Source organism: Exiguobacterium sp. s181, assembly GCF_018617125.1.
Taxonomy (GTDB): Bacteria; Bacillota; Bacilli; order Exiguobacteriales; family Exiguobacteriaceae; genus Exiguobacterium; species Exiguobacterium profundum.
Window position 1 is genome coordinate 86,446 of record NZ_JACSJM010000004.1, and the last position, 24,262, is coordinate 110,707.

General features: G+C 46.2%; 19 protein-coding genes, 1 pseudogene and 1 other annotated feature. Of the genes and pseudogenes, 6 read left to right on the forward strand and 14 right to left on the reverse strand.

Going from position 1 to position 24,262, the window contains the following annotated elements; translation table 11 throughout:
* Position 1 precedes the first annotated feature (1 nt).
* From KNO70_RS13400 to pdxR, 4 genes are all read right to left on the reverse strand, one after another.
* A complete protein-coding gene (locus KNO70_RS13400; RefSeq protein ID WP_078146332.1) occupies positions 2-712 on the reverse strand; it encodes a response regulator transcription factor in 711 nt (236 codons plus the stop codon).
* A complete protein-coding gene (locus tag KNO70_RS13405; protein ID WP_078146331.1) occupies positions 709-2,460 on the reverse strand; it encodes a sensor histidine kinase in 1,752 nt (583 codons plus the stop codon). The genes KNO70_RS13400 and KNO70_RS13405 overlap by 4 nt, the downstream gene beginning before the upstream one ends.
* Before the next feature lie 103 nt (positions 2,461-2,563).
* On the reverse strand, positions 2,564-3,778 hold the full coding sequence (locus KNO70_RS13410; protein ID WP_214685557.1) for a M48 family metallopeptidase: 1,215 nt from the start codon (positions 3,776-3,778) through the stop codon (positions 2,564-2,566).
* Positions 3,779-3,985: 207 nt separating this feature from the next.
* A complete protein-coding gene (gene pdxR, locus KNO70_RS13415; protein ID WP_354021462.1) occupies positions 3,986-5,347 on the reverse strand; it encodes a MocR-like pyridoxine biosynthesis transcription factor PdxR in 1,362 nt (453 codons plus the stop codon).
* A 92-nt stretch (positions 5,348-5,439) separates the two neighbouring features.
* On the opposite strand from pdxR, the gene KNO70_RS13420 reads away from it, so the two are divergent.
* Positions 5,440-6,012, forward strand: a complete 573-nt coding sequence (locus KNO70_RS13420; protein ID WP_078146328.1) for a GNAT family N-acetyltransferase — start codon at positions 5,440-5,442, stop codon at positions 6,010-6,012.
* Between the two features lie 183 nt (positions 6,013-6,195).
* On the opposite strand, the gene KNO70_RS13425 is transcribed toward KNO70_RS13420, so the two are convergent.
* Both KNO70_RS13425 and KNO70_RS13430 read right to left on the reverse strand, forming a co-directional pair.
* Positions 6,196-6,924 (reverse strand): MerR family transcriptional regulator, encoded by a 729-nt coding sequence (locus KNO70_RS13425; RefSeq protein ID WP_214685556.1) that lies wholly within the window; start codon positions 6,922-6,924, stop codon positions 6,196-6,198.
* A 59-nt stretch (positions 6,925-6,983) separates the two neighbouring features.
* Positions 6,984-7,844 carry an Hsp33 family molecular chaperone HslO gene (locus tag KNO70_RS13430; RefSeq protein ID WP_168169831.1) on the reverse strand — a complete coding sequence of 287 codons (861 nt, stop codon included), beginning with the start codon at positions 7,842-7,844 and terminating at the stop codon, positions 6,984-6,986.
* Positions 7,845-8,243: 399 nt separating this feature from the next.
* On the opposite strand from KNO70_RS13430, the pseudogene KNO70_RS13435 reads away from it, so the two are divergent.
* Positions 8,244-8,684, forward strand: a pseudogene (locus tag KNO70_RS13435) (AAA family ATPase); the annotation flags it as partial.
* Between the two features lie 131 nt (positions 8,685-8,815).
* Here the strand turns inward: KNO70_RS13435 and KNO70_RS13440 are convergent.
* The 4 genes from KNO70_RS13440 to asnA form a co-directional block, all read right to left on the reverse strand.
* Positions 8,816-9,916 carry a PQQ-dependent sugar dehydrogenase gene (locus KNO70_RS13440; RefSeq protein ID WP_214812715.1) on the reverse strand — a complete coding sequence of 367 codons (1,101 nt, stop codon included), beginning with the start codon at positions 9,914-9,916 and terminating at the stop codon, positions 8,816-8,818.
* Between the two features lie 37 nt (positions 9,917-9,953).
* Positions 9,954-11,414, reverse strand: a complete 1,461-nt coding sequence (locus KNO70_RS13445) for an MDR family MFS transporter (protein ID WP_214812716.1) — start codon at positions 11,412-11,414, stop codon at positions 9,954-9,956.
* Positions 11,415-11,589: 175 nt separating this feature from the next.
* Positions 11,590-12,882: an ABC transporter substrate-binding protein gene (locus KNO70_RS13450; protein ID WP_214812717.1), complete on the reverse strand. Its 1,293-nt coding sequence runs from the start codon at positions 12,880-12,882 to the stop codon at positions 11,590-11,592.
* A gap of 159 nt (positions 12,883-13,041) precedes the next feature.
* Positions 13,042-14,022 (reverse strand): aspartate--ammonia ligase, encoded by a 981-nt coding sequence (gene asnA, locus KNO70_RS13455; protein ID WP_214689142.1) that lies wholly within the window; start codon positions 14,020-14,022, stop codon positions 13,042-13,044.
* A 69-nt stretch (positions 14,023-14,091) separates the two neighbouring features.
* Positions 14,092-14,332, reverse strand: a binding site (T-box leader).
* Between the two features lie 130 nt (positions 14,333-14,462).
* Between asnA and KNO70_RS13460 the strand changes: the two genes are divergently transcribed.
* Positions 14,463-15,398, forward strand: a complete 936-nt coding sequence (locus KNO70_RS13460) for an IS30 family transposase (RefSeq protein ID WP_214812718.1) — start codon at positions 14,463-14,465, stop codon at positions 15,396-15,398.
* Positions 15,399-15,455: 57 nt separating this feature from the next.
* On the opposite strand, the gene KNO70_RS13465 is transcribed toward KNO70_RS13460, so the two are convergent.
* Positions 15,456-16,358 carry a carbohydrate ABC transporter permease gene (locus KNO70_RS13465; RefSeq protein ID WP_078146321.1) on the reverse strand — a complete coding sequence of 301 codons (903 nt, stop codon included), beginning with the start codon at positions 16,356-16,358 and terminating at the stop codon, positions 15,456-15,458.
* On the reverse strand, positions 16,355-17,260 hold the full coding sequence (locus KNO70_RS13470) for a carbohydrate ABC transporter permease (RefSeq protein ID WP_015880804.1): 906 nt from the start codon (positions 17,258-17,260) through the stop codon (positions 16,355-16,357). Before KNO70_RS13470 ends, KNO70_RS13465 begins: the two co-directional genes overlap by 4 nt.
* A 244-nt stretch (positions 17,261-17,504) precedes the next feature.
* Between KNO70_RS13470 and KNO70_RS13475 the strand changes: the two genes are divergently transcribed.
* From KNO70_RS13475 to KNO70_RS13485, 3 genes are all read left to right on the forward strand, one after another.
* Positions 17,505-19,190 carry a formate--tetrahydrofolate ligase gene (locus tag KNO70_RS13475; RefSeq protein WP_214812719.1) on the forward strand — a complete coding sequence of 562 codons (1,686 nt, stop codon included), beginning with the start codon at positions 17,505-17,507 and terminating at the stop codon, positions 19,188-19,190.
* 14 nt (positions 19,191-19,204) lie between these two features.
* Positions 19,205-20,113, forward strand: coding sequence for an alpha/beta fold hydrolase (locus tag KNO70_RS13480; RefSeq protein WP_078146319.1), 909 nt, complete (start codon positions 19,205-19,207; stop codon positions 20,111-20,113).
* 171 nt (positions 20,114-20,284) lie between these two features.
* Complete coding sequence (locus tag KNO70_RS13485) at positions 20,285-23,257, forward strand: SH3 domain-containing protein (protein WP_214812720.1); 2,973 nt, start codon at positions 20,285-20,287, stop codon at positions 23,255-23,257.
* A 39-nt stretch (positions 23,258-23,296) separates the two neighbouring features.
* On the opposite strand, the gene KNO70_RS13490 is transcribed toward KNO70_RS13485, so the two are convergent.
* Positions 23,297-23,710: a DUF3805 domain-containing protein gene (locus KNO70_RS13490; protein WP_074037765.1), complete on the reverse strand. Its 414-nt coding sequence runs from the start codon at positions 23,708-23,710 to the stop codon at positions 23,297-23,299.
* Positions 23,707-24,261, reverse strand: a complete 555-nt coding sequence (locus tag KNO70_RS13495) for a hypothetical protein (RefSeq protein ID WP_148209495.1) — start codon at positions 24,259-24,261, stop codon at positions 23,707-23,709. The genes KNO70_RS13490 and KNO70_RS13495 overlap by 4 nt, the downstream gene beginning before the upstream one ends.
* Position 24,262: the final 1 nt, after the last annotated feature.

Below are 24,262 nucleotides of genomic sequence, written 5' to 3' on the forward strand. Positions count from 1 at the left end.
TTTAAGCTTGTCGTTGAACTTGTTCCCGAAATTCGTTCGGAGTAACACCGACTTGTTTTTTAAAGACCTTTCGGAAATATTTGTCGTCCGAAAAGCCGACTGCTTGGGCGACTTCATAGATACGCTGTCTACTCGTTCCTAACAGGCGCTTTGCTTCGTTCATCCGAATCGTCAACACGTACTCAGATAGATTCACGCCATATTGTTGTTTAAATCGTCGTGAGATATACTCCCGACTTAAGTAAAACCGTTCACTCATTCCTTGCAAACTCAGTTCTTCCGCAAAGTGTTGTTCAATATACGTCCCGATTTGGGCAATCGGATCTTCACTCGACTCCTTCACCACGTCCGCTAACGCGCGTGACAACGTATCGTTTAATATATCGGGGTCAATCGGTTTCAAAAGATAATCAAAGCTTCCGTATTGGATGGCCCGACGCATGTACGAATACTCATCGTAACCTGTCAACACAACGAGCTTAGAGAATGAAGCGTGGTCGTGTACCCACTCCATCAGCTCGATTCCATCACAATGTGGCATTTGAATATCCGATAGAATTAAAGCCGGTCGTTCCTGCTCGATGAGCGCCTTTGCCTCAAGCCCGTTCTTCGCCTCGAGTACGGCCTTCACACCGAACCGCTCCCATTCGCCGAGTAATTTTACCGCTTCCCTTACTGGAGATTCATCATCTACAATCAACACTTTCGTCATGATGCCACACCTTCATCCGTTGCCGGGAAACGCATCATGATTCGAAAACCGCCTGTTTCAGGTGTAGCCAACATAAATTCTGCCTCCCGATTATAGTTTAACATGAGTCGATCACGAATGTTTCGTAATCCTGTGCCCTCTGTGTCATAAAATGTCGAGTCCCCTTGTTCAATCCGTGACATGACCCGTTCCCACTCTTCCGTCGTCAAGGAACGTCCACTGTTCTCACAGCGAATCACGAGTGTCGCCCCTTCCATCCAAATCATCACGTCAAATCGATTCGCCAACGCCGAGCCGTCTCGTTCGAACCCATGTTTGAAAAAGTTCTCTGCGAGCGGCTGTAAAATCATCTTAGGAACAATCAGTTCATGGAGGTCCTGAGGGATTGAAACGTTCACTTGAAACTGATTTGGAAAACGTACGTCTTGTAGGCGAATATATGAGTTCAAATGCTCGATTTCTCTCTTTAGCGTGACCATCGACTCTTCAGGATGCATCGTATATCGCATCATCGAAGAGAGTTGTGTGATCAATCGATAGACGGTTTTGCCATCTCCCTTTAAAGCGAGTGTACCGATCGACTGTAGCGCATTGAATAAGAAATGCGGATTGGTTTGCGCCTGTAAGGCACGTAGTTCATTTGTTCGGTTCTCTAAGGCAAGCTTATACTCCCGTTGAATCAAATCATCGATTCGCTCAATCATCCGCTTGAACTGTCTCCCGAGTACGCCGAACTCATCATTTCCGAGGGAATCGAACGAGACCGTCATATCGCCTTGCTCAATTCGCCAAATGTTCGAGGTCAACGTCTTGATTGGAGTCGTCAGTTTCATCGAGGCGTACGTGGCACCGATCAACGCCAGAATGAGGGAGATGATTCCGACTAACAAAATAATGAACGATGTTCGTGAAGCCGGCTCCGTCAAGAGCTGATCTGGAATCGACTTCCCGACATAGAACTGCTGATGGTCGAACTCAAACGTTTTCGTGATTTGATGATGTTTTCCATCGGTCGAGAGCGACCTCGGTTGAAACGAAGAAGGAATCTCGCCATTTCCAAGATGGGCGAACACACGATTGTCCTCACCAACGAACCATAGACTTTCCTCCGGACTATTTTGAAGAGAAGCCAACTGTCCGATGAACAGATCTTCCGGGATATCGAGAGACAGAATCGCGAGCGGTTCGTCCGTTTCAATTTTATCGAGTCTGAAATGGAGGGTGACGACATCTTCTTGTGTCATGATTGGTCCGAAATCATGATACGGAATGAGCGGATGTGATGCTTCAAGCAGGACACGACTTTTCGGATTATTCAACAACTGTCGTTGGACAGCGCTCGGTTCTTTTTTGGAACGCGGTGATACTTTCATTTTATACGCTGCGAACGAATCCATGTCTTCAAGCATCAACAGCTGAATTTGCGCCACGTCTTCCCGGGACAAATACATCGCGAGGAGCGCTCGTCGCACTTCAATCTCCGTTTCTCTTAACGATAGTCCCGGTCCGTATTCCAATATGTCCAATACGTCACGATCCGCGTATAGGCTCGTCGGCAAGCGACTCAAGTCAGAGATATAGCGTTCCATCTGACGCGTCCCCCGTTCAAGCGACCATTCCGTCATTTCTAGACCGCGTTCACGTTCTCGATCCTCCACATACCAAAATGAAATGATTGTCGCGATAATGACTGGCACGATGATGGTTAATGCAATCATTCCCGTTAACTTTGTCCGAATGCTATTCACCGCTATCCCCCCTACCTCATGAGTATATCACGCACTATGCAAACGTTTGCAAGAATCCTAAAAAAGAATCCTCGTTTCTTTCGAAACAAGGATTACGCGACGATTAATACGATTCCATTAAATCAATGAGTTGTGGACCGTGTCCCATTTCTCGCGCCACATCAATCGGTGTCATACCTTCTTCGTTCTCAATGGTCACGTCTGCACCGTGATCAAGTAAGAGACGGACCGTCTCAGGATCGACGTCATCATTATAGAACAAGTTATGGAGCGGTGTTTCCCCATAATCGTCTTGAATGTTCACATCCGTCACGTTTGCCAGTTCCGCTTCAATTTCTTCATAACTCGCATTCATGAACGTCAATTCTTGAATCGGTTCTCCTAATTCCATTTCCCAATCCTCTTCGAAATCCTCGCTCATGGCCGATGCGACAAAATCAGATAAATCATCGTTCATGACGAGTAAGGCGATGATGGCTCCGTTTCCGATGACAGTCAATAGAATCATCGAAATGATAGAGGCTTTCACATATCCCGCTGTTTTAAAGACCGGTACGTTTTCTTCGCCCGCATGTGTCGCAATCGCCGCGATGCGTTTTGGTAACGTCGGATGCGTCGACAACAGTTCACTATATTTCGCGATGAATCCGTTCTCCCGGCTCGCTTCATACAGATAGTCAAACTCATTCACTTCTTTCGCGAGCGGTCCCCCGATCGCAAGTACGGTCAACGCTTGTTTCGCCGCTCCAAAATCTTGAAGATAATGCGCTGCCATCCGGTCACACGTATACTCACATGCACGCGAATAAGCTGATCCTAAAAACGGAATGATGCTACCAAGTAAGACAACCCATTGTTTTTGAACGTGGTTCCGACGAATATGTGCCAATTCATGTGCGATGACAAACTCGACTTCTTTCGTCTGTCCAGTACGTGTCAATTCCACGACATCAGAATATAAGATGACCATATTCTTTTGGAAGAATCGCGTGGCGAAAGCATTTAACACACCACCGGCCTGTAAAATATACACATCTGGCAACAACCGAATCCCCATCTCAGCCCCGACGCGTTGAACCAGCTCATGAAGCTCTGTGAACTGACGAGGCGTCACCTTGACACCGTTCGTCCGAATATACCCGATCTGAATCCAGTGCGTAAACATTGAGAGTGCTACGATCGTCCCGATGATCCACAAGAAAAGACCGAACGATGCAATCGTCAGTACGATTCCTAAAATCAAGACGAGTACGCTTGCTGCGACTAATAATGAGAAGTATAAATTTTCTCGTTTATGTACCAAGTTTGAATGATTCATCTAAATTCCCCTTCTTTTTCCAAAATACATGTTTAATTATACCGTTCCTTCCAGAAGAAACAACGTGTTACTTCTACTGTTATTTTGCGATGATTTTAACCGTCATCTTGCACTTAAAAGTGTGTGTTAGGTGACGAACGTTCGTAAAATGATTTGACACATTTACGAACGCTTGATAGATATGAAACCTATTCTTAAGACTTTAACTTAGGGACTTTTCCAGACCGATGCAAGCGATTGAATGCCCTTCCGAATTTCTCCAACACTCAAAGCCCCGTATCCGATGATCACTCGGTCGGTGGATTTGGTTTCTTGATACATATGGGATACGGCATCAACTGCAATGCCAAGCGAATGCGCCCTCGCAATTGCTTCTCGTTCCGTTAAGAAGGCAGGTAATTGGACAATGATATGCAATCCAGCCTCATCTCCTCTAACAGAAAAATCTTCTCCTAAAAATTCATCTATCGCTTCAATCAAGCACTTTCTCTTTAAGCGGTAAAGGGTTCGCATTTTGGCGATGTGCTTCTCATATCTACCTGTCTTAATGAATTCTGCAACAACTAACTGATCGATTTTGGAAACAGTGGATTTCTGCAGTGCATTGAATGCTTCATATTCTTTCACTAAAGATAAGGGGAGGACAAGATAACTGATTCGAATAGAAGGCAGTAAGGTTTTTGAGAACGTACCAAAATAAATAACTTGATTTAAAGAGTCTAAATGAGCCAACGTTGGAATGGAGGCTCCTCGGTAACGGAATTCCGAATCATAATCATCTTCCACGATGTAACTGGAAGATGCTTTTGCCCATGTCAACAACTCAAGGCGCCTGTTGATCGACATTATGGTGCCAAGTGGATATTGGTGAGCTGGAGTTGTATAAAGAAGTGTCACTGGCTGTTTCGGTACGGTACAGCCTTCAGAATCCAACCTTAGCGGTAAAACAGGTATGTTTAATTGGTGAAAAACCGCATTTGCCCGAATAAAGCCAGGTTCCTCGATTCCTACTTTAGAAGGAATGAGGAATTGACACAGACAACTTAATTGTTGTTGAGTACCACTGAAAACATAAATTTGTTTTGCATGGCAATGCAATCCTCGGGATCGGCGCAAATAGTTTGCAATTTCGTTCCGTAATTCCGGTTCCCCTTGCCAAGCACCATTCGCAATATGGGCAGGAGCCAGAAAATTTTGATACAGGCGGTTCCAAATTTTGTATGGAAATTCTGTTGGATCAACTTGTCCGTTTCTAAAATTTAAGGACTCTTCTTTTATCGTTGGCAGTAATTCTTCTTTTTGAAGGGCAGCTTTTTCTTGGAAGGGGACTTCAATCTCCCCTATAAAATAACCTTGTCTCTCTGTTGAATACAGGTAACCTTCACTCAGTAATTGGGCATATGCTTCCTGTACGGTAAATACACTGACATTCAATTGATTGGCTAATTCGCGTTTAGAGGGCATTCTTGAATGCGCTTTTAACTGTTGTTGTAGAATGAGCTGTTTGATGTGTTCATAAATGGCCATATATTTTGTGGTTCCCGATGGAAACGTTACTTGCAGTTCCACTCCAAACACTCCTTGGTATGTAAATTTTACTCCGAATTGGTTATGTTAAGCATACCAGAAATGAAGTGTAATGATAGAAAGGAGTGAGGGAAATGAAAACCTTAGAGAATGAAGTTGTCAAGCTAGTGCCGATGGAAATCAGTCATATAGAAGGAATATGGGAGGCAGCGAATAACCATGAAATTTGGGAACATATGTCGGTGGATTTGACGGACAAAAGGAACGTTGAACAATATGTACAAGACGCTCAAAAAAAGAGAGCAGCTGGAACAGAGTTTGCTTTTGTGATTGTAGATATCGAGACAAAGAAGATCATTGGGGCCACCTGTTTTCTCGACATTTCCATGCCACACAAAAGATTAGAGATTGGTTCAACTTGGCTAAATCCCAAAAGTTGGCGAACGAACATCAACACCAATTGCAAGTTTTTACTGTTGACGTATTGTTTTGAAGAACTGGGATTGAATCGCGTTCAAATCAAGACAGGTCATGAAAACATCCGTTCACAACGCGCCATTGAAAGAATAGGAGCCATTAAAGAAGGGATTTTAAGGAACCACATGATTCGCAAAGAAGGAACAATTCGACATACCGTCATGTACAGTGTGACAAAAGAGGATTGGCCACAAGTCAAAGAACGCTTCCACAAGATACTAATAGATTAATAATTTATACCACATCTGTATTTGAGACCTATTTCAGTTTTGAGTTTGTAATCTAAGGATAAGGCGACCTATAAAGAGTAGTTTACATATCACGAGATTATCAGCAGTTCTCTAAAAACCAACAAAAAAAAGGAAGAGGAGAAGCTTTATAACCAGCTTTTCCTCTTCCTTTTTTCTCTAACATTACTTAGGATTCAATGCTTTATTGATGAATTGGTATAGCTCGCCATCTATTTCATATTGCAGTTCGTTCCCTGGGTTTTCGGCGTGGAAATGTTCGGCTTGCTTGCGGAAAGTCCTATCGTCTTCGGAAAAGGCATTCACGATGTCATTCCATTTTTTCGCTAAATCTTGGACTTTTTTATCGGAAGGAGAAGCGCCCTTTTCTTTTTCCAAACGAATTTCCTTGATAAGACCGTTAAATTCTTGCTCTGCCTGCTTTAAAAGTTGTTTGTCGGCATTTTCATATCGGCTTTCCATGGTATCCAATTGCTGCTTCGAAAAGTATTTTTCCTTATTCATTTTCAGCGCCTCCATTAATTTAGTAAGTTCTGAAATCGAGAGGGTCCGATTGCTGTGTGCAGCGGATAACGCATTTTCCAACTCGGCTACTAGTTTTTGCTGAACCTCTATCTCTTTTTTGACTCGAGAAATTTGGGTTTGCAAAATCTCCGCAACGGTTTGTTCCTCTGGATTAGACAACAGAAGTTGTATTTCTTCTAATGACATTCCCATCTGCTTTAAGGACAAAATTGGCTGAAGACGTTCCAAATCTGCTTTCGTGTAAAGCCGATGCCCTGACTCCGTATACTGAGAAGGTGAAAATAAACAGATTTGATCGTAATAGCGTAAAGTTCGAATGGTTAAACCCGCCAATTCTGCAACTTCTCCGACTTTCCAATGTCCCTTCATTCGCTTAGCCTCCATTTAACAACATTTCTATTCACCAACTAAAAACGAAAAATTCGAAGTTAGAAGAGTTGCTGCATCTCCTTTTGATCAAACGTATAGGTTTTCCCGCAAATATGGCAAAAAGCTTCAATGTCTTCCTTTCGTTCAATGCTCCGTTTGATCTCCTCTTCACTCAAGGAATAAAGCATGCCATAAAACATTTCTTTGCTGCATCCGCAGAAAAATTGACTGGAGCTATGGCCGATAATTTTTGCATCCTCAAACAACTGGGTTAACGCTTCTTCGCTGTCACTCGCTTCTTCAGCGTTTAGTTTACTGAAAATATCTGGATTGGCTTTTACAATCATTTTCACTTCTGAAAGCAATTGTGGTGGTGCACCGGGAAGAAGTTGTGCATACAGTGCATGACTGGAAAGAAGGGAAGCTTCATTATCCAACTGAATGTCGGAATAAAGATAGGTCGGCGTCTGATCACTCTGCACAAAATAGTTGGCGATATCATCCGTGATATGTTGATTTGGCATATCGGTAATGCTGGTGAATTGATTCATCTCAGAACCCTTTATGACACGGATCATCCCAGAAGGTCCAATCAAATCTTGCATCGACTTTTCTTCTGTATCAGAAGATCTCAAAAGTTCATCGTTCAAGTATCCTCTGACATTTCCATTCGCTTCGGCTTCCGCAAAAATCTTATGGTGAGGGTTACTCAACGTTACCTGGATGCTCATGCGCTGGTTCCCTTTGAGCGTGCCAGAGAGTATGCTCATCGCTGATACCGTTTTACCCAACATGAGTTTAAGAGATTCAGGAAGTTCCTGGTTTAAGGCAAAGATGTCTCGAAGCAGCTGGGTATTATCAATAAAATATAAACGTATCTGCTCTTCGTAGATCAATGCCTTAACAATGGTATTTTCCACAATAATTCCTCCTTTTACAAAAGTAAGCTAGTTTCACTATAAGACATTACCTTACGTAAGGTTCAAGGGGTAAATACCATTTTTACAATATTTCTTTTTTAGTTAACATATGAGAGATTATTGGAAGCTTTTATAAAAGAGTTTATATTTCTAAAAACCAGTTTCTTTTTTAAGGTTACTGGTTTTTTAAAATTCTATTCAAAATTACTACTACTCTATTATTACTTACTTCTATAACCCATATAAAACTACTGCCATACACTTTTTTATACTGCCCCTGCAGTCAGTGCTTCCAGAATGACAAGCGAGATTGGTTTAATAGACAGCAAACTAAATATGGTGAAGTCTGTCTATCAATCTATGGTTACTGAAGAAGAGCCGCAATTTACGGTCAATTCTTTCGAGGGCATTGACTTGCTCATAATAGATGAAATTGATCATTTAAAACTGCAAAATTTAGAACAACTTCGGGATATTTACGATCAAAACGACATAGCGATCATATTTATTGGCATGCCGGGCATCGAAAAACGGTTGTCCCGTTATCCTCAACTGTACTCCAGGATTGGATTTGCTCATGAATTTGACCGATTAAGCAAAGATGAAACGCACCATTTGCTGACCTATAAATGGCAAGAACTCGGCTTACCTATAAAGCTGGAGGACTTCTCAGATTATGAAGCTTTGGCCAGTATAATCAAAATTACTAACGGGAATTTTCGACTGATTCAAAGGTTATTTTCACAAATTGAAAGAATTCTAGAAATTAATCAGCTTACTTCAATTACAACAGAAGTGGTCGAAGCTGCACGTGACAGCCTAGTTATCGGTATCAAATAATTAGAAAAGCTATCTCCCTAGCACAGAGGGAGATAGCTTTTTCATGCAAAATAATACTTAAATAAAACGCAAAATATAATTAGAAGTAACAAAACAACGAAAAAAATAGAAACTGACGGATTCGTCAGTTTCTAGCGGATGGTCACTTGATAGAGTTTGTCGTCTTGTGATAGTGGATTGCCTCGTCCGTCCGTATTGTTCGAAATAAAATACAACGTATCGTCGTCCAACCACACATCCCGAATCCGTCCGACCCCTTCGACAATTGTCGTGACTTGCTTCGTTTCACGATCGATGGCCACGAGCCGCTCATTCCGAAGTGTCGCCATGTATACGTACCGTTCATCGGTCGCAATTCCAGATGGTGCCCAAGACGTCTCACCGACTTCAAACCATGGCGTGACCAGACCCTCTCGTTCTTCATTTGCCTCAATGAGTGGCCATCCATAGTTGTTTCCTTCTTCTATCACGTTGACCTCGTCATGTCCACTCGCCCCATGCTCACTCGCATAAAGCGTATCATCCATCCGGCTGAGTCCTTGAGGGTTTCGATGACCAAGCGAATAAATCCAGTCGGTCGGTTCGCCTTCACCCGATAATGGAATTCGTAAAATCTTCCCCGCCAAAGATGACTCGTTTTGAGCAAGTTCTGGCACGAGCGCATCGCCCGTCGTCACCCAAAGATACGCTCCATCGACTAATAGACGTCCACCGTTATGGAAACGTGCCCCTGGTATCTCGTCAATCAAGACACCAGTTTCCTCGAAACGTTCTCCATCCCACGTCAACTCTACCACCCGGTTCTTGACGTCTCTTCCCGATGAACCGTACGTATGATATGCGTAAAGGATGCCACTCGATTCAAAATCGTCGCTCAGCGCGATGCCGAGGAGTCCTCCTTCACCAATCTCAAATACGTCTTCGTCCAAGTCCACGTCAGATTGCGTCGCGCTACCGGAATCATCGATTACCGTGATGGTCCCACCACGTTCCGATACGAACCATTTATCCGCACTTCGAGCGAGTGACCACGGGATTTCTAGATTTTCAGCGATGGCGGTCACTTCCCCGATGTTCAGTTCCGTCTCTTCAGTGGTGTTCGATTCTTCAGATGTTGCCGACTCATCACGAGTCGATTCTTCAGCAGGTGGTGGCTCCGTACCTTCGTTCGTTGGTTCTGGCGTACATCCCATAAGAAACAATAGTGTCACAATCCCAATTTGACGTTTCATGTCGGTTCGCCTCCCTTTCCTTCATCATACCCTTGTTTTACGAACGCTGTGAAGGTTCCGGTGGGCGGGCCGGCAAACGGGTTGCGATGATGAATGCAATCACGGCCGCAATCATCGCCCCGATGAAGATCCCATTCAACCCGGTCGCGATGATTTGTTCACCTTGCAGACGGACAGAGGCGCTTAATGTCTCCGTCACACTTTGATTGAAGAAGTCTTCCAAAGACACTTGGGATAACGCACTACTTTCTTTAAAGTCGTTGAGCACGACGAAGTTAAAGACAGCTCCAAACACTGCTACACCGAGCGTTTGACCGACCGTACTTAAGAAGGAGTTGGTCGCGGTCGCCGTTCCTCGTTGCTGATAGGAAACGACGGTTTGCAAGACGACGATAAACATCGGCTGTGACAATCCGAATCCTACCCCAATCAAAGCCACCGCACCATATACCCAGAAATCCGAGCTTGATTGGGATAAGAGTGTCAACGTGAACGTTCCGATGACGAGTAACCCCATACCAACCAACGCGCGACGTTTCGGGGATGCCACACCGAGCGTCCGTCCTCCGATAATCGATGTGAATGTCCATGCAACAGACAACGGCATCAACATGAATCCAGCCTCGGTTGCTGTTTTTCCTAATACTGCTTGCGCCCAAATTGGGATATAAGCTGACATTGAAACGAGCACCCAAGCTGCAAAAAAGACAGAGCCGTTGATGGCCGCAATCGTTGGTTGCTTGAGCAAGTCAAACGGCAATAACGGAGAGGTTGCTCTTCTTTCCGATAGGAAGAATCCCCCTAACAAAACAAGACTAAGTACGCCACTTCCAACGATGGTCGTCGTCCATTCATTCGTTTCACTGAACGTGATCAAGGCGTATAAAAACGCGGTCGTTCCTCCAGCGAACAAAAGAGCACCTTTCAAATCAATCCGTTCGCTCGTTTCAGCGACGGTTTCTTTGTAAAAGACGATAATCATGATAAACGAGAGTAACGCAAATGGCACGTTTAGTAAGAAGACGTAACGCCAAGACAACGTTTCGACCAAAAATCCACCGATAACGGGACCGAGCACACCTGATACACCCCAGACCGCACTTAGAATGCCTTGAATTTTCCCACGCTCTTCATATTTATATAAATCTCCAATAATCGTCATCGAAATCGGAAGCACGGCTCCGGCCCCGAGACCTTGCAGCGCTCGAAAGACAATGAGTTGTTCCATCGATGTCGCTAACCCACATAACAATGAAGACACGGTGAACAACCCGATTCCAAACAATAGAACGCGCTTTCGCCCGAATAAGTCTGCCACTTTTCCATAAATCGGTGTCGAAACCGCCGTAAAGAGTAAGAAGGCAGCAAATACCCAGCTGACGAGCGTCGCTCCGTTCAACTCACTTGCGATGACCGGTGTCGCAACCGATACGACTGTCCCTTCAATCGCCGCTAAAAAGGTTGCCAGTAAGAGGGCAACCGTCACATTTTTTCTCATTCGTTCCATCTCCCCAAAAAATAGTGGCGTCGGAAGGTTCCGAGCACCACTTCAACTGTCTTTTATTTTGTGCGAGTCGCGTCCATTTGACAAGTGTCATCTGTCAAATCGAAGAAGAATTCTCGACATAAAAAACACAGACGGTGAAGGGGTCGTTTCACCGTCTGTGCCATGCTTATTTCACTTTGTCTTGCCATACTTTCGTGAAGTCTTGGAGCATTTCTTCACCTGTTTTTTGTCCACCGACATATGCCTGCATGAGGGCACCATATTCATTCACTGCACCATCCGGATACTTGAACCAGTTCCAAGAGAGGGTCTTCCCTTCATTCGAATACGCCAAGATATCGTCTGCGAGTGGTCCAAGGTCGTTAGCTTCAATCGACTTGAAGGCAGGGATGAACTTGAACTTGTTGACCATGTAGTCTTTCCCTGTATCCGACGTCACCATCCACTCTAAGAAGTCTTTCGCTTCTTCTTTATACTTCGAGTTTTTGTTGACGACCCAGTTGTTCGGGACGCCGACTGGAAGACGGTCCATCTTCTCCGCATCGTCATTGATCGGGATCGGGACGAAGCCCATCTCCATATCTGGATTTACGTCGAGGATCATTTGTTGTGCCCAGTTCCCTTGTTGGAGCATTGCCGTCTCTCCTTGGGCGAACTGTGTGACTTGAGTATTGTAGTCCGTCGTCAACGGGTTTTTGTTTCCGTATTTAATCGTCAAATCAAACAATTTCAAAAACTCTTGGAACTGTTCATTGTCTTCAAACTTCGCTTTATTCTCATTGAGCGCTTGAATAAATGCATCCGGGTCGTCTTGTTGCGCCATTGGAATGTTCAACAAGTGAATCCCTAAAATCCAGAACTCTGCATAACCGACAGAGAACGGTGTGATTCCCGCTTGCTCAAGTTTCTCAGCAGCATCCGTCAGTTCAGAGAGTGTTTTCGGTAACTCTTTGATTCCCGCTTTTTCAAAAAGTTCTTTATTATAGATGAATCCGTAACCTTCGAGGTTCATTGGCATTCCGTACAGTTTACCGTCCATCGTCATCGGCTCTTTCGAGACCTCTGTCAAATCTCCGACCCACTTCTCGCTCGAGAGGTCCTCGAGTTTATCTTTCCATGTTTGTGCTTCCGTGAATCCACCGTTGTTGAAGATATCCGGTTCATTTCCTGAGGCGAATTGTGATTTGAGGGCCGCACCGTAGTCTGCTCCACCACCGACGGTTTGAACCGTGACTTTCACACCCGTCTCCTCTTCATACTCTTTTGCCATCGCTTCAAGGTCTTTCGCAATCTCTGCTTTGAATTGGAAGACGTTTAACGTGACGTCTTTTTTGTCGCCACTATCTGCATTCCCTTCAGAAGAACCTTCGTCCGTGAGTGATCCGCCGCCGCAAGCCGCGAGTGATAAGACCATTCCAGCCGTCATGACCGCTGTAGACAATTTCCACTTCCGTTTCATCTCATTTCCTCCCTTAACCTTATCCATCTTTACAAACTCAACTTTAAATGAAAACGCTTCCACAATGTAGGTGTCAAAATTGACGGATAGGGTGGAAAATGTTGCACAGAAAAACAGGACTCTTTTTTCGAGTCCTGTTCCGTGTTTCTTCTTATTATATTACAACAAGCTGATGCCAGCTTCTTGGCACGACTGAATGACTTCTTGCGGCCAGACCGATGTTTGCACTTCCCCGATATGACGTGCGCGCAACAGATACATCGCGACACGTGATTGGCCGATTCCGCCCCCGATTGTAAGAGGAAGCGTTCCTTCGAGCACGCCTTGATGGAATGGATACGCGCGCTTCTCTTCCGCATCTGCTTTCTTCAGTTGCGCATCAAGTGCCACTTCGTCGACACGAATGCCCATCGATGACAGTTCAAATGCTGACTCGAGCTCAGGGTGCCACACGAGAATGTCTCCGTTGAGCGACCAATCATCATAGTCTGCCGCTCGTCCATCGTGTTTCATACCTGAAGCGAGAAGATCTCCGATTTGTGAGATGAAGACCGCACCGTACTCTTTACAGATAGCCGTTTCACGTTCTTTCGGCGTCATGGTCGGATACGTATCCTCCAACTCCTGACTTGTGATGAAATGAATCATTTCCGGAAGAATCGCTTCAACACCGTACGCTTTCTCTACTTCTGCTTCTGTTTCACGGAGCGCAGCGTAAATGGACTCCACCGTTGCTTTCAAATATTCCATCGTCCGTTCTTCTCGAGCAATCACTCGTTCCCAGTCCCACTGGTCGACGAATAAAGAATGTGTCGCGTCGAGTTCTTCGTCGCGTCGAATGGCACGCATCTGAGTGTACAATCCTTCACCGACACCGAATCCGTAACGACCGAGCGCTTCACGTTTCCATTTCGCGAGTGACTGAACGATTTCAAGTTCATGTCCCGGATACATCGTATCAAACTGAATGATACGCTCCACGCCGTTTAAGTGATCGTTGACCCCACTCGCCGACTCGACGAATAGCGGTGCTTGTACTTGAATCAGTCCGAGTTCACGTGAGACTTTCTCCTCAAAGAGTGCCTTTACTGCTGCAATCGTCTGCTGTCTTTCTTTCATCGTGCTTGTTGCTGTTGTCATTTTCCGTTTCCTCCAATTGTGGAATATTTGAAAATGAAGCCATGAAAAAAAGCCCTCCATTCCCATCGAACATGGGACGGAAGACTTCGGTTCCGCGGTGCCACCCAAATTAGTAGACGAATCTACTCACTTTTTCGAGACAATCATCTCGTAACTCCGATAACGGGGAGCGGTCCGGCTACGTCTACTGGCAAAGCGTTCGGGTAGCGACTCCAGGAAGTTTTTCGACGAAGGGTTAAGACCGGGCTCACACCACCCCCGGATCGCTTGGCTCACTACCTTCGTGTACTCGTCCTTTCGACGTCGTTCACAATTGAATTGAGTTCATTATTATAAATATTCAGATTAATGTCAACGATTTTTTTCAAAGATGAATTATAAAATTAAGTGCAACATCTAGAATGAAGTTACGACACAAACATTCAGACGGAGGAATCGCTATGAGCTACACCCATCTTACCACAACGGAGCGCGTGAAAATAGAGACCTATCTGGAGATCGGGATGTCCATCCGGTCCATCGCGAGACGGCTCGGGCGACAGCCCTCGACCGTCTCGCGGGAGATCAGACGGAACCCCGGCTACGAGTCAGGACGTGCGCAGAAACGCTACGAGAAGGCGAAAACCCATTGCGGCGTCAAGACGAAGCTCGACGACACGATGCGCCGGACGATCGTCGAGAAGCTGCGTGCGACCTGGTCACCAGAACAGATCGTCGGCCGCCTCTACGCAGGAAAAATTGCCTTCCCCACCATCTACCGCTGGATCTATGCGGGACGGATCGACGTGCCCGTGACCGTGCTCCGCCAGAAGGGGAAACGTCAAAAGCCGACCGAGACGCGCGGTCGCATCAACGTCGGTCTCCCCATCTCGAAACGACCTCCAGAGGTCAGGGGTCGCCGGACATTCGGGCATTGGGAGCTCGACACCGTCGTCTCCGGACGTGGGAAATCGAAGGCGTGCGTCGCGACGTTCATCGAGCGGAAGAGCCGGTTCTATCTCGCCCTGCCAATCGCGGACCGCACCGCGGCCTCGATGGAGGGGGCGATCCATGCGGTGCACGGTGCCTTCCCGGAAGGCACGTTCGAGACGGCGACGACGGACCGGGGCAAGGAGTTCAGCGGTCACGAGCGCATCCAGGCGTCGCTCGGCGTGCCGATGTATTTCGCCGACCCGTACTCATCGTGGCAACGGGGGAGCAACGAGAACGCCAACGGGCTCCTCCGCGAGTTCTTCCCGAAAGGAACGGACTTCGCGCAGGTCGGTGACGGTGAACTCGCGGATGCGCTGGCCAAGATCAACGGGCGACCGAGAAAGTGCCTGGACTGGAAAACCGCACACGAGGCCTTCACCGAGGAAGTGTTGCGCTTAATTTGACAAACCGTCCAAAAAAATAATCCTCCGTGTAGCGAACGGAGGATTCCCTTGGGAGGGTTATTTAATCGAACCGCTTGTGATCCCTTTGATGATATGCTTTTGCATGCCGAAGAAAAAGACCAGAAGGGGAACGATTCCTAACACTAAACCTGCTAATGCCAAATCCCATTGTTTCGTGTACTGTCCAAAGAAATAGAATGTCGCGAGCGGGATGGTCCGTAACTCGACATCACGAAGAACAAGCGATGGTAATAAGAAGTCATTCCAAATCCATAGGCTGTTCAAGATGACGATTGTCACCGTGATCGGCTTGAGAAGTGGAAAGACGATGCGCCAGAAGACACCCCATGTCGAGCAACCGTCGATGATGGCGGCTTCTTCAATTTCCTCAGGAATCGACTTCATGAATCCGTGATAGAGGAACACTGAGATACCAGACCCAAACCCTAGATACATGACGATCAGGCCCCAATGACTATTCAACAGACCGAGGATACTCGAAACTTTCACGAGCGGAATCATGATGGACTGGAACGGAATGACCATCGCTGCCACGAACAAGAAAAAGATCATTGTGGAAACCCAATGTTTCGTCCGAACGAGTTTCCATGCCGCCATCGAGGTGAAGATGACAATGACCGCATTCGCTCCGACCGTGATGAGAAGGGAGTTCAAAAAGACACGTCCATAATTCATCGCTTCCCATGCTTCTGTATAGTTTGAGGTCAACCACTCGTTCGGTAAGGCGGACGTATTCGTAAAGATTTCAGCCATCGATTTGAACGAGTTGGCGACAACGTAATAGAACGGGACCAAATAGAGTAGTCCGAGCAAGATGGCGACGAGCTCAATAATTCCAAGGTTCCAAGAATACGTTCCCGGGCGAAGTGGACGCTGCGGGATGCGCTTCGGTGTCTTCTCTACGTTTCTCTCGACATGTTCCAATTTTTCCGTCGTCATGCTTCCACCTCCCGTTTTTTCGTCACGTACACTTGCGTCACCGTAATCGCAGCCACGACCAAGAAGAAGATGACCGCCTTCGCTGACCCGAGACCATAATTGTTATTCACAAAAGACTCCGTATAGATATTTAAGGCTAACATCTCGGTCGATTTGAATGGTCCACCATTCGTGAGCGACAAGTTCGTATCAAACACTTTGAATGACCAAGAGATGGTCAGGAACAAACAGATGGTAATCGATGGCATAATCATCGGTAGCGTGATATGGCGGAGCATCTTAAGACGATTCGCCCCATCAATTCGTGCCGCCTCCATCAAATCAGTCGGCACGTTTTGTAGCGCCGCGATGTAGATGACCATGACATACCCGCCACCTTGCCAGATGGCGACAATCACGATTCCCCAAAATGCCGTTTGCGCATCTCCGAGCCATGGTAATTCGAACAGGCTCCACCCCGTCAACGCACCGATCGAGGCAAATCCTTTTACATAAATGAACTGCCAGATGAACCCGAGAATTAAGCCACCGATCAAGTTCGGCATGAAGAAAATCGTGCGTAGGAAGTTTCGCGTCTTAATGTTCATCGTCAATAATAGCGCTAATGAGAAACCGACGATATTCGTCAATAGGACAGACACAAGCGTATATTTCGTCGTAATCCAAAAAGAAGCGCGGAACTGCTCATCTTCAAAGAACAAGCGATGATAGTTATCCAATCCAACAAAGTTCAGTTCTCCGGTGACACCGTTCCAGTCAGTGAAACTATAGTAAATGCCATTAAAAAATGGGATGAGTACGATTGCGACAAATGCCAGAAAAGCAGGTCCGACAAATGCTATAAAACTCGCAGGTTTCTTCCAATTCCTTCTGCGTTTCGTCCGTTTAGTAGTCTCATTCATGTGTATCGCCTCCACTATCAATGTACCGTGTCAAACCTTTTATGAAAACGGATACATTTGACGGAAAGGGTGGAAAATATTGAACGGAATGAATGAGTTTGAAGGCGTGATGAGTTATGATAAAATCAATGATATTACGAACGGATTGAATATGTTTTGCCTTGATTCATATTTTAGTCCGAAATACCCGAATGATTTTTAGAGATTAAAAAGATATCGTTCGACAAACGGAGGGGCTTTTTGAATGACAACGACGAAACCACTATCTGACCTTACGATTGCCCAACAAGCTAAAACTTTGCCGATTAAGGACATCGCAGCAAAAATCGGATTAGATGAAGATGATCTAGATCTTTACGGGAAATATAAAGCGAAACTTTCTTACGATGTCCTCGAACGTGTGAAAACGCAGGAAGACGGAAAACTCGTTCTCGTCACAGCGATCAATCCGACACCAGCTGGTGAAGGAAAATCAACGGTAACAGTCGGTCTCGGACAAGCGTTGAACCAGTTGGATAAACAAGCAATCGTCTGTCTGCGCGAACCTTCACTCGGTCCGACGATGGGTCTAAAAGGTGGCGCTGCTGGTGGTGGCTTCAGTCAAGTTCTTCCGATGGAAGACATCAACCTCCACTTCACAGGTGATATGCATGCGATCACATCGGCCCATAATACGATCAGTGCCATGATCGACAATCACTTGCATCAAGGAAACGACCTTGGGATCGATGTCCGACATATCGTCTGGAAGCGTGTCCTTGACTTAAACGACCGCGCACTTCGTCATGTCACGGTCGGTCTCGGTGGTCCTGCTCACGGAGTCCCTCGTGAGGACGGATTTGATATTACCGTCGCTTCGGAAATCATGGCGATTCTCTGTCTGGCCGATTCATTGGACGACCTCGAAGAACGCATCAAGCGAATCGTAGTCGCCTATGACCATCAAAAAGAACCAATCACGGCAGAACAAATCGGGGCGGCCGGGGCGGCGACGTTACTGTTGAAGGAAGCCTTTAAACCGAACCTCGTCCAAACGCTCGAACAAACGCCTGCACTCGTTCACGGCGGACCGTTCGCAAACATCGCGCACGGATGCAACTCATTGATCGCAACGAAGACTGCATTAAAGCTTGGGGAGTATGTGGTGACAGAAGCTGGGTTCGGTGCCGACCTCGGGGCAGAAAAGTTCTGTCATATCAAATCTCGAGTCGGTGATTTGAATCCGGATGCGGTCGTACTCGTTGCAACCGTTCGTGCTCTAAAAATGCACGGTGGCGTTTCAAAAGATCAACTTCACATCGAGAATGTCGGTGCAGTCGGCGAAGGATTAAAATTACTCGCCAAACATATCCATACGATGAAAAAACTCGGTCTGCCTACGGTCGTCGCATTGAACCGTTTCAATTCAGATACAGAAGAGGAACTTGCAACCGTTCTTGATTGGTGTGCGGCACACGGTATTCGTGCTTCGCTCAGCGAAGTGTGGGCAAACGGCGGGCTTGGGGGGCGACAATTGGCCGAAGCAGTCATTGACGCCGTCGAGTCGAACGAAAGTAAACTGACGCCTCTATATGAGTTGACCGATTCAATTGAACAAAAGATTAAAACCATTGCGAGAGAAGTATACGGTGCTGCAGACGTCGTGTTCACCACCAAAGCACAAAAGCAAATGAAAGATGTGCAGGCGAACGGCTGGTCGGACCTTCCCATTTGTATGGCGAAGACACCGTTCTCCCTCTCAGACGACCCTTCAAAATTCGGTTATCAACAAGGATTCACCATCACCGTTCGCGAATTAAAACCTTCAGTGGGAGCAGGATTCCTTGTCGCCTTAACTGGCAACATGTTAACGATGCCAGGGTTACCGAAACATCCAGCGGCTCTCAATATGGGAATTGACGAATCTGGAAAAGCAATCGGCCTTTTCTAATAGGGGGATGACACATGATCGTATCACAGTTGACGTATCCTGACGGGTATCAAACAGAAGTCATGCACGTTCAGGCAGAGCAATCGATTGGAAAAATATTCATGTTTCATGGGATGCTCGAACATCACGAAAGATATATTGAGTTTGCACAGTTTATGGCAGATAATGGCTATGACGTATTTGTGTGTGACTTGCGTGGTGCAGGTACAAGCGCTCATGATCAACAGTCTTATGGACACCTTGCTCCTGGCGATGGCTTTCAGCAACTTGTCGAGGATGCTCGATATCTAATCGACCGTTACGAGGATGGGCGCCCTACTTATGTGTTAGGTCACAGTTTCGGTTCCCTGCTTGCTCGTCGACTCGGTCAAATCATGGGGCATGCCTTGGCTGGATTGATTGTCGTCGCCCCGCCCCCACATCCTGGGGTCGCAGGTGAAGTGGGACATCGTTTAATCGCTACCGTCATGAAACGGAAAGGTGCCACCCATCAATCACATTTCTTTGAACGCCTCTTGTTCGGACGTTACAACCTTAAGTTTTTACCTGCTCGAACGGATAGTGACTGGCTCTCAAGTGTTCCAGACGAAGTCGACTCCTATCTCGCCGACCCAAACTGTGGCGGTCTGCCTTCCCTCGGTTTTTTACATGAAGTGACACGTGCTTCCTTAGATGTCACCACGGCTGCACGGATTCATGAACATCCGAAGTCCCTTCCAGTTCTGTTCGTTGCCGGAGTGGACGATCCTGTCACGCATGATGGTGAAGGATTGAACGGAATCATTAAGAAGTATCGAAATGCGGATGTCGAACTCGCAGTCGTCACATACGACAATGCCCGACATGAAATTCTTCGCGAAGCGCACCGTGAACAAGTGTGGTCAGATATTCTTACTTGGATGAAGCAAAATAGAATCCATTAATTTACTCAATCCCCTTTTATAAGGGGATTTTTCATTTACCTGATTTTAGAAAAAATATTTTAAGCATTTACCTTTTTTGAAATTCTGCTTCTTCTTTCCAATTTTTAAGTACGTTATACTTAGACCGCAATCACTTTTAATCACGTTTTTTCATCCGAAAGGGGTAACATATTGAAATCGACACTCTCACGATTGGGGGTTGCCACCATCGTCTCAGGTACGATTCTGAGCACCCTTGCGCCTCTCCAATCATACGCAGCAACATCCGAAGGAACAGTCAACACACCCATTTTAAATGTACGGTCTGAATCATCGACATCGTCTTCAATCGTTGGCAAGTTAACAGAAGGAACGACGGTAGACGTATACGCCGTCAACGATGAATGGGCACAAATCAACTTCGAAGGTCAAAAACGATACGTTTCTTCTACGTATTTGACGATCGGCTCATCTATGACAACGGCGTCTACTTCATCTGCTTCATTATATGTAGCTGAAATGAACGTTAATCTTCGTTCTTCGATGTCAACGTCTGCTTCCATCGAAACGGTCATTCCAAAAGGATCACTCGTAACGCATGTCTCAACACATGGTGCTACAGGATCTTGGTATAAAGTACAATTTGGTACATATACAGGATATGTGGCGGCACGATACTTTACCGAAACGAGCCCTACATTTTACGCGTCTACGACAGCCGTTCTATATGACAAGACAGGTACTGGCGCATCGAAAATCGCTACGATTCCAGAAGGTGCGAAAGTCACATACTTAGAATCTTTAGGAACGACGGGATCTTGGTACAAAATCGAATACGGTTCCCTCGTCGGTTATGCACCGGCACGTAACTTTACACCGACTCCGCTTGCTCCAGAAGCGGTCACGACATATTACGCAGTGAAGAATGTCGCGCTCTACAACGGTTCAGGAACTGGTGCATCAAAAATTGCAACAATCCCACTCGGAGCAGAAGTGAAGCGTGTATACGTGAACGGATTGAGTTCATCTTGGTATAAGGTGCAATACGGGGACACGGTCGGCTATGCGGCCGCGCGTAACTTCTCGACATCAAAACCTGAAGCCGTCGTCAAGACAACCTATTATGCCGTTCGAGACCTCGTGTTATATGAGTCATCCGCTTCTGGAGCGGCTCGTCTTCGCGCGATTCAAGAAGGGACAAAAGTCGTCCAAGTATCGGATGCCAACTTATCGGACTCTTGGTTCAAAATTGAATATGATGGAGTCACCGGCTTCGCTGCCGCTCGCCATTTTTCTACGAAGGCACCTGAAGAAGTGACGATCACACCATACTTTGCGATTCGAAATGTTGCGATGTATAGTTCGTCTGCAGCCGGAGCGACAAAGGTTGCGACGATTCCATTCGGTGCAAAAGTAGAACAACTTTCGCAAAGCGGGCTTTCTAGCTCTTGGTTCAAGATTCGTTATGACGGAAAAACAGGATATGCGGGTTCTAGTCACTTCTCATTGAAAGATCCAGAGGTTGTGGTGAAAACAGATTATTATACAACGCGTGACGTCGTTTTATACAACCGCTCGGATGCAGAAAAAGTGAAGATTGCAATCATTCCGTTCGGTACGAAAGTTCAGCAAGTGTCGGAGCCTGGTCTCACGGAGCGATTCTTTAAAATCGAATACGGTCCGATCACAGGTTATGCGACGGCGGACTACTTCTCGAAAACAGCACCGTCAGACGAACAATATGAAGAAGAACGCCAAGTTCGCATCTATGTAGACGGGAACGAGCCCCTCAACGTTCGTTCTACGCCTGATTCATCATCGACGACTAATAAAGTCGGAACGTTAAGTACGGGAACGATTGTCAACATCAAACCGATTGTCGGTTCGAAATGGGCACTTCTTACGAGCGGGACGTATAGCGGCAACTATATTCATACCGATTACGTCGTACCTGTCACAACGACCCCACCTGCGACAGGCATCACGAAAAAAGTTTCGTATACGAGTTATCCGATGACAGTTCGTCAGATGGCAGACCGTCAAGTGGCTCAATTCGCCCAAACGGATGCACATCGATACGATGAAGCCTACCTACCTCGTGCTTGGGTAAGTGTCAACGGATCGACAGGAAAGATTGTGAAATCTGAGATGACTGTTGTCTCAGGGTTAGGAACCGCTTTGAAGATGACAGCCTCTTCAAGCTCGTCCTCGCTCGTCACCATTCCATATGGTGCGTCAATTCAATACGTTGACCGTTATACTTCGGGGTCAACCGTTTGGTATAAAGTAAAATACGGCACGATGACCGGTTACGTGACACCAAGTTCAGTCGTCGGAACCGCCAACATTTTGAGCCGTCCAATTTTAACATCTCATGCGTACGGTCAAATCAATACTGGTGAAACCGTTACGATTACAGGTCAATCCGGCACATACTATACGATTTCGTATAAACGACCGGCCGGACACAATATCCGAGTCTTTGATAACACTTGGCGTCGTGCATCAGTTGATGATCTTCTCCCATACGTCGATCCTAGCCAGATTGATGCAAACTCTCGATCATTCTATCAATTCTTAGATTTATCGAAGAGCGCCGGGACAACTGCGACAACATTGAACAAGGTCCTCACATCAAAAGGAACGCTCAGCGGACAAGGTCAGGCATTCGTTGATGCGGCTAGTATGTATGGCGTGAACGAAGTGTATCTTCTCTCGCATGCCATCCTTGAAACTGGACATGGTACATCCCTTCTCGCAAAAGGAGTTCCTGTCGATAAAGATGGGAATGCATTAATCAACTCGAGTGGGAATCGGATTTATCCGGAACGTCCTGTTGCCGCAACCGTCTATAATATGTACGGTATTCAAGCAACAGATAGCAACCCTCTTGGAAACGGCGCCAAATACGCCTTCCAACAAAAGTGGTTCTCTCCTAAAGAAGCGATTATCGGAGGAGCTTACTGGATTGGGGCTAGCTATATCAATCACCCGACATATAAACAAAATACGCTGTATAAGATGCGCTTCAATCCTTCTTCACCAGGAACGCACCAATATGCAACGGATATCGGATGGGCCGCAAAACAAACGACAAGCATCTATAATATCTATCAATCACTTGATGCTTACACACTCAACTTCGATGTACCAAAATATCAGTAACAAAAGGAGACACGCGCCTCGTTGGCGTCGTGTCTCCTTTTATGTCCACTCGATTGAATCGATGATCGATTCAATCTCCATCTTTTCATCGGTCACTTGATCGGCTACATAAGTTAAGAATAAAAGCCGTTTCCCGTCGGTCAAGGACCATACATCTAAATGCATCCCATCTTCAATCCCACTTGCGTAGGCCGTTGTCATATCACTCGTTTCAGTCGTGACACTTGGAGCAATCTTCACATCAATCGGGAATTCGCCTAAGAACGTATTCAATTCGCTCATAGCGGATTGTTTTGGTTCTTGCGAATCTTCTGATTCATAGATTGAGATTTGAAGCGTCCCTTGCGCATCCGCTTCTGTCGAGTAAAAACTCACATAGTCTTCCTCTTCGCTGTATTCATAATGTTCCGGATACGTCAGGCGGAACCACCCATCAATTTCGTACTCTTTCATGCTGTTTTCTCCTTTACTTGCTTGAATGCCAGCCCTGTGACCATTTTAGCTTGAAGCGCGTACTTCAAGCGTTCGGTCACGTATAGACGTTGGCTATTTACGTCTTGGGCGATCATATGTCCAAATAAGTTCATGCGGACAGTTTGATTGGATAGGAAATAGAGTCGATCCGCACTCAGCGGACGATATTCGTTCGAATGTTCAAGGTATTCGATTTCAAAGCGACGGAGGACGTTCAGCGCACAGTAACGATCGGTTTTCCCGGTACTCGTATGAAGCTCGACACGAACGAGCTGAACGTCATACGGACAGACATTCATAAAGATAGGTCCCACCCGCTCATGGATCAAGAGGATACCCATATCGGTCTCAATTAAATCTGGCAGGGCTCCTTCATCTTGCGAGATGCTCAGCACGACATACGGTCGGTTTGTCGGTGCAAGCAATTCCCCTTTATAAAATCGAAATCGTTGAATTCCTGTTAGAACCCGGGCACGCCAAGCACTCCCTCGAGCCTCGGCTTCCATCCGATACAACCTCTCTCCACTCACG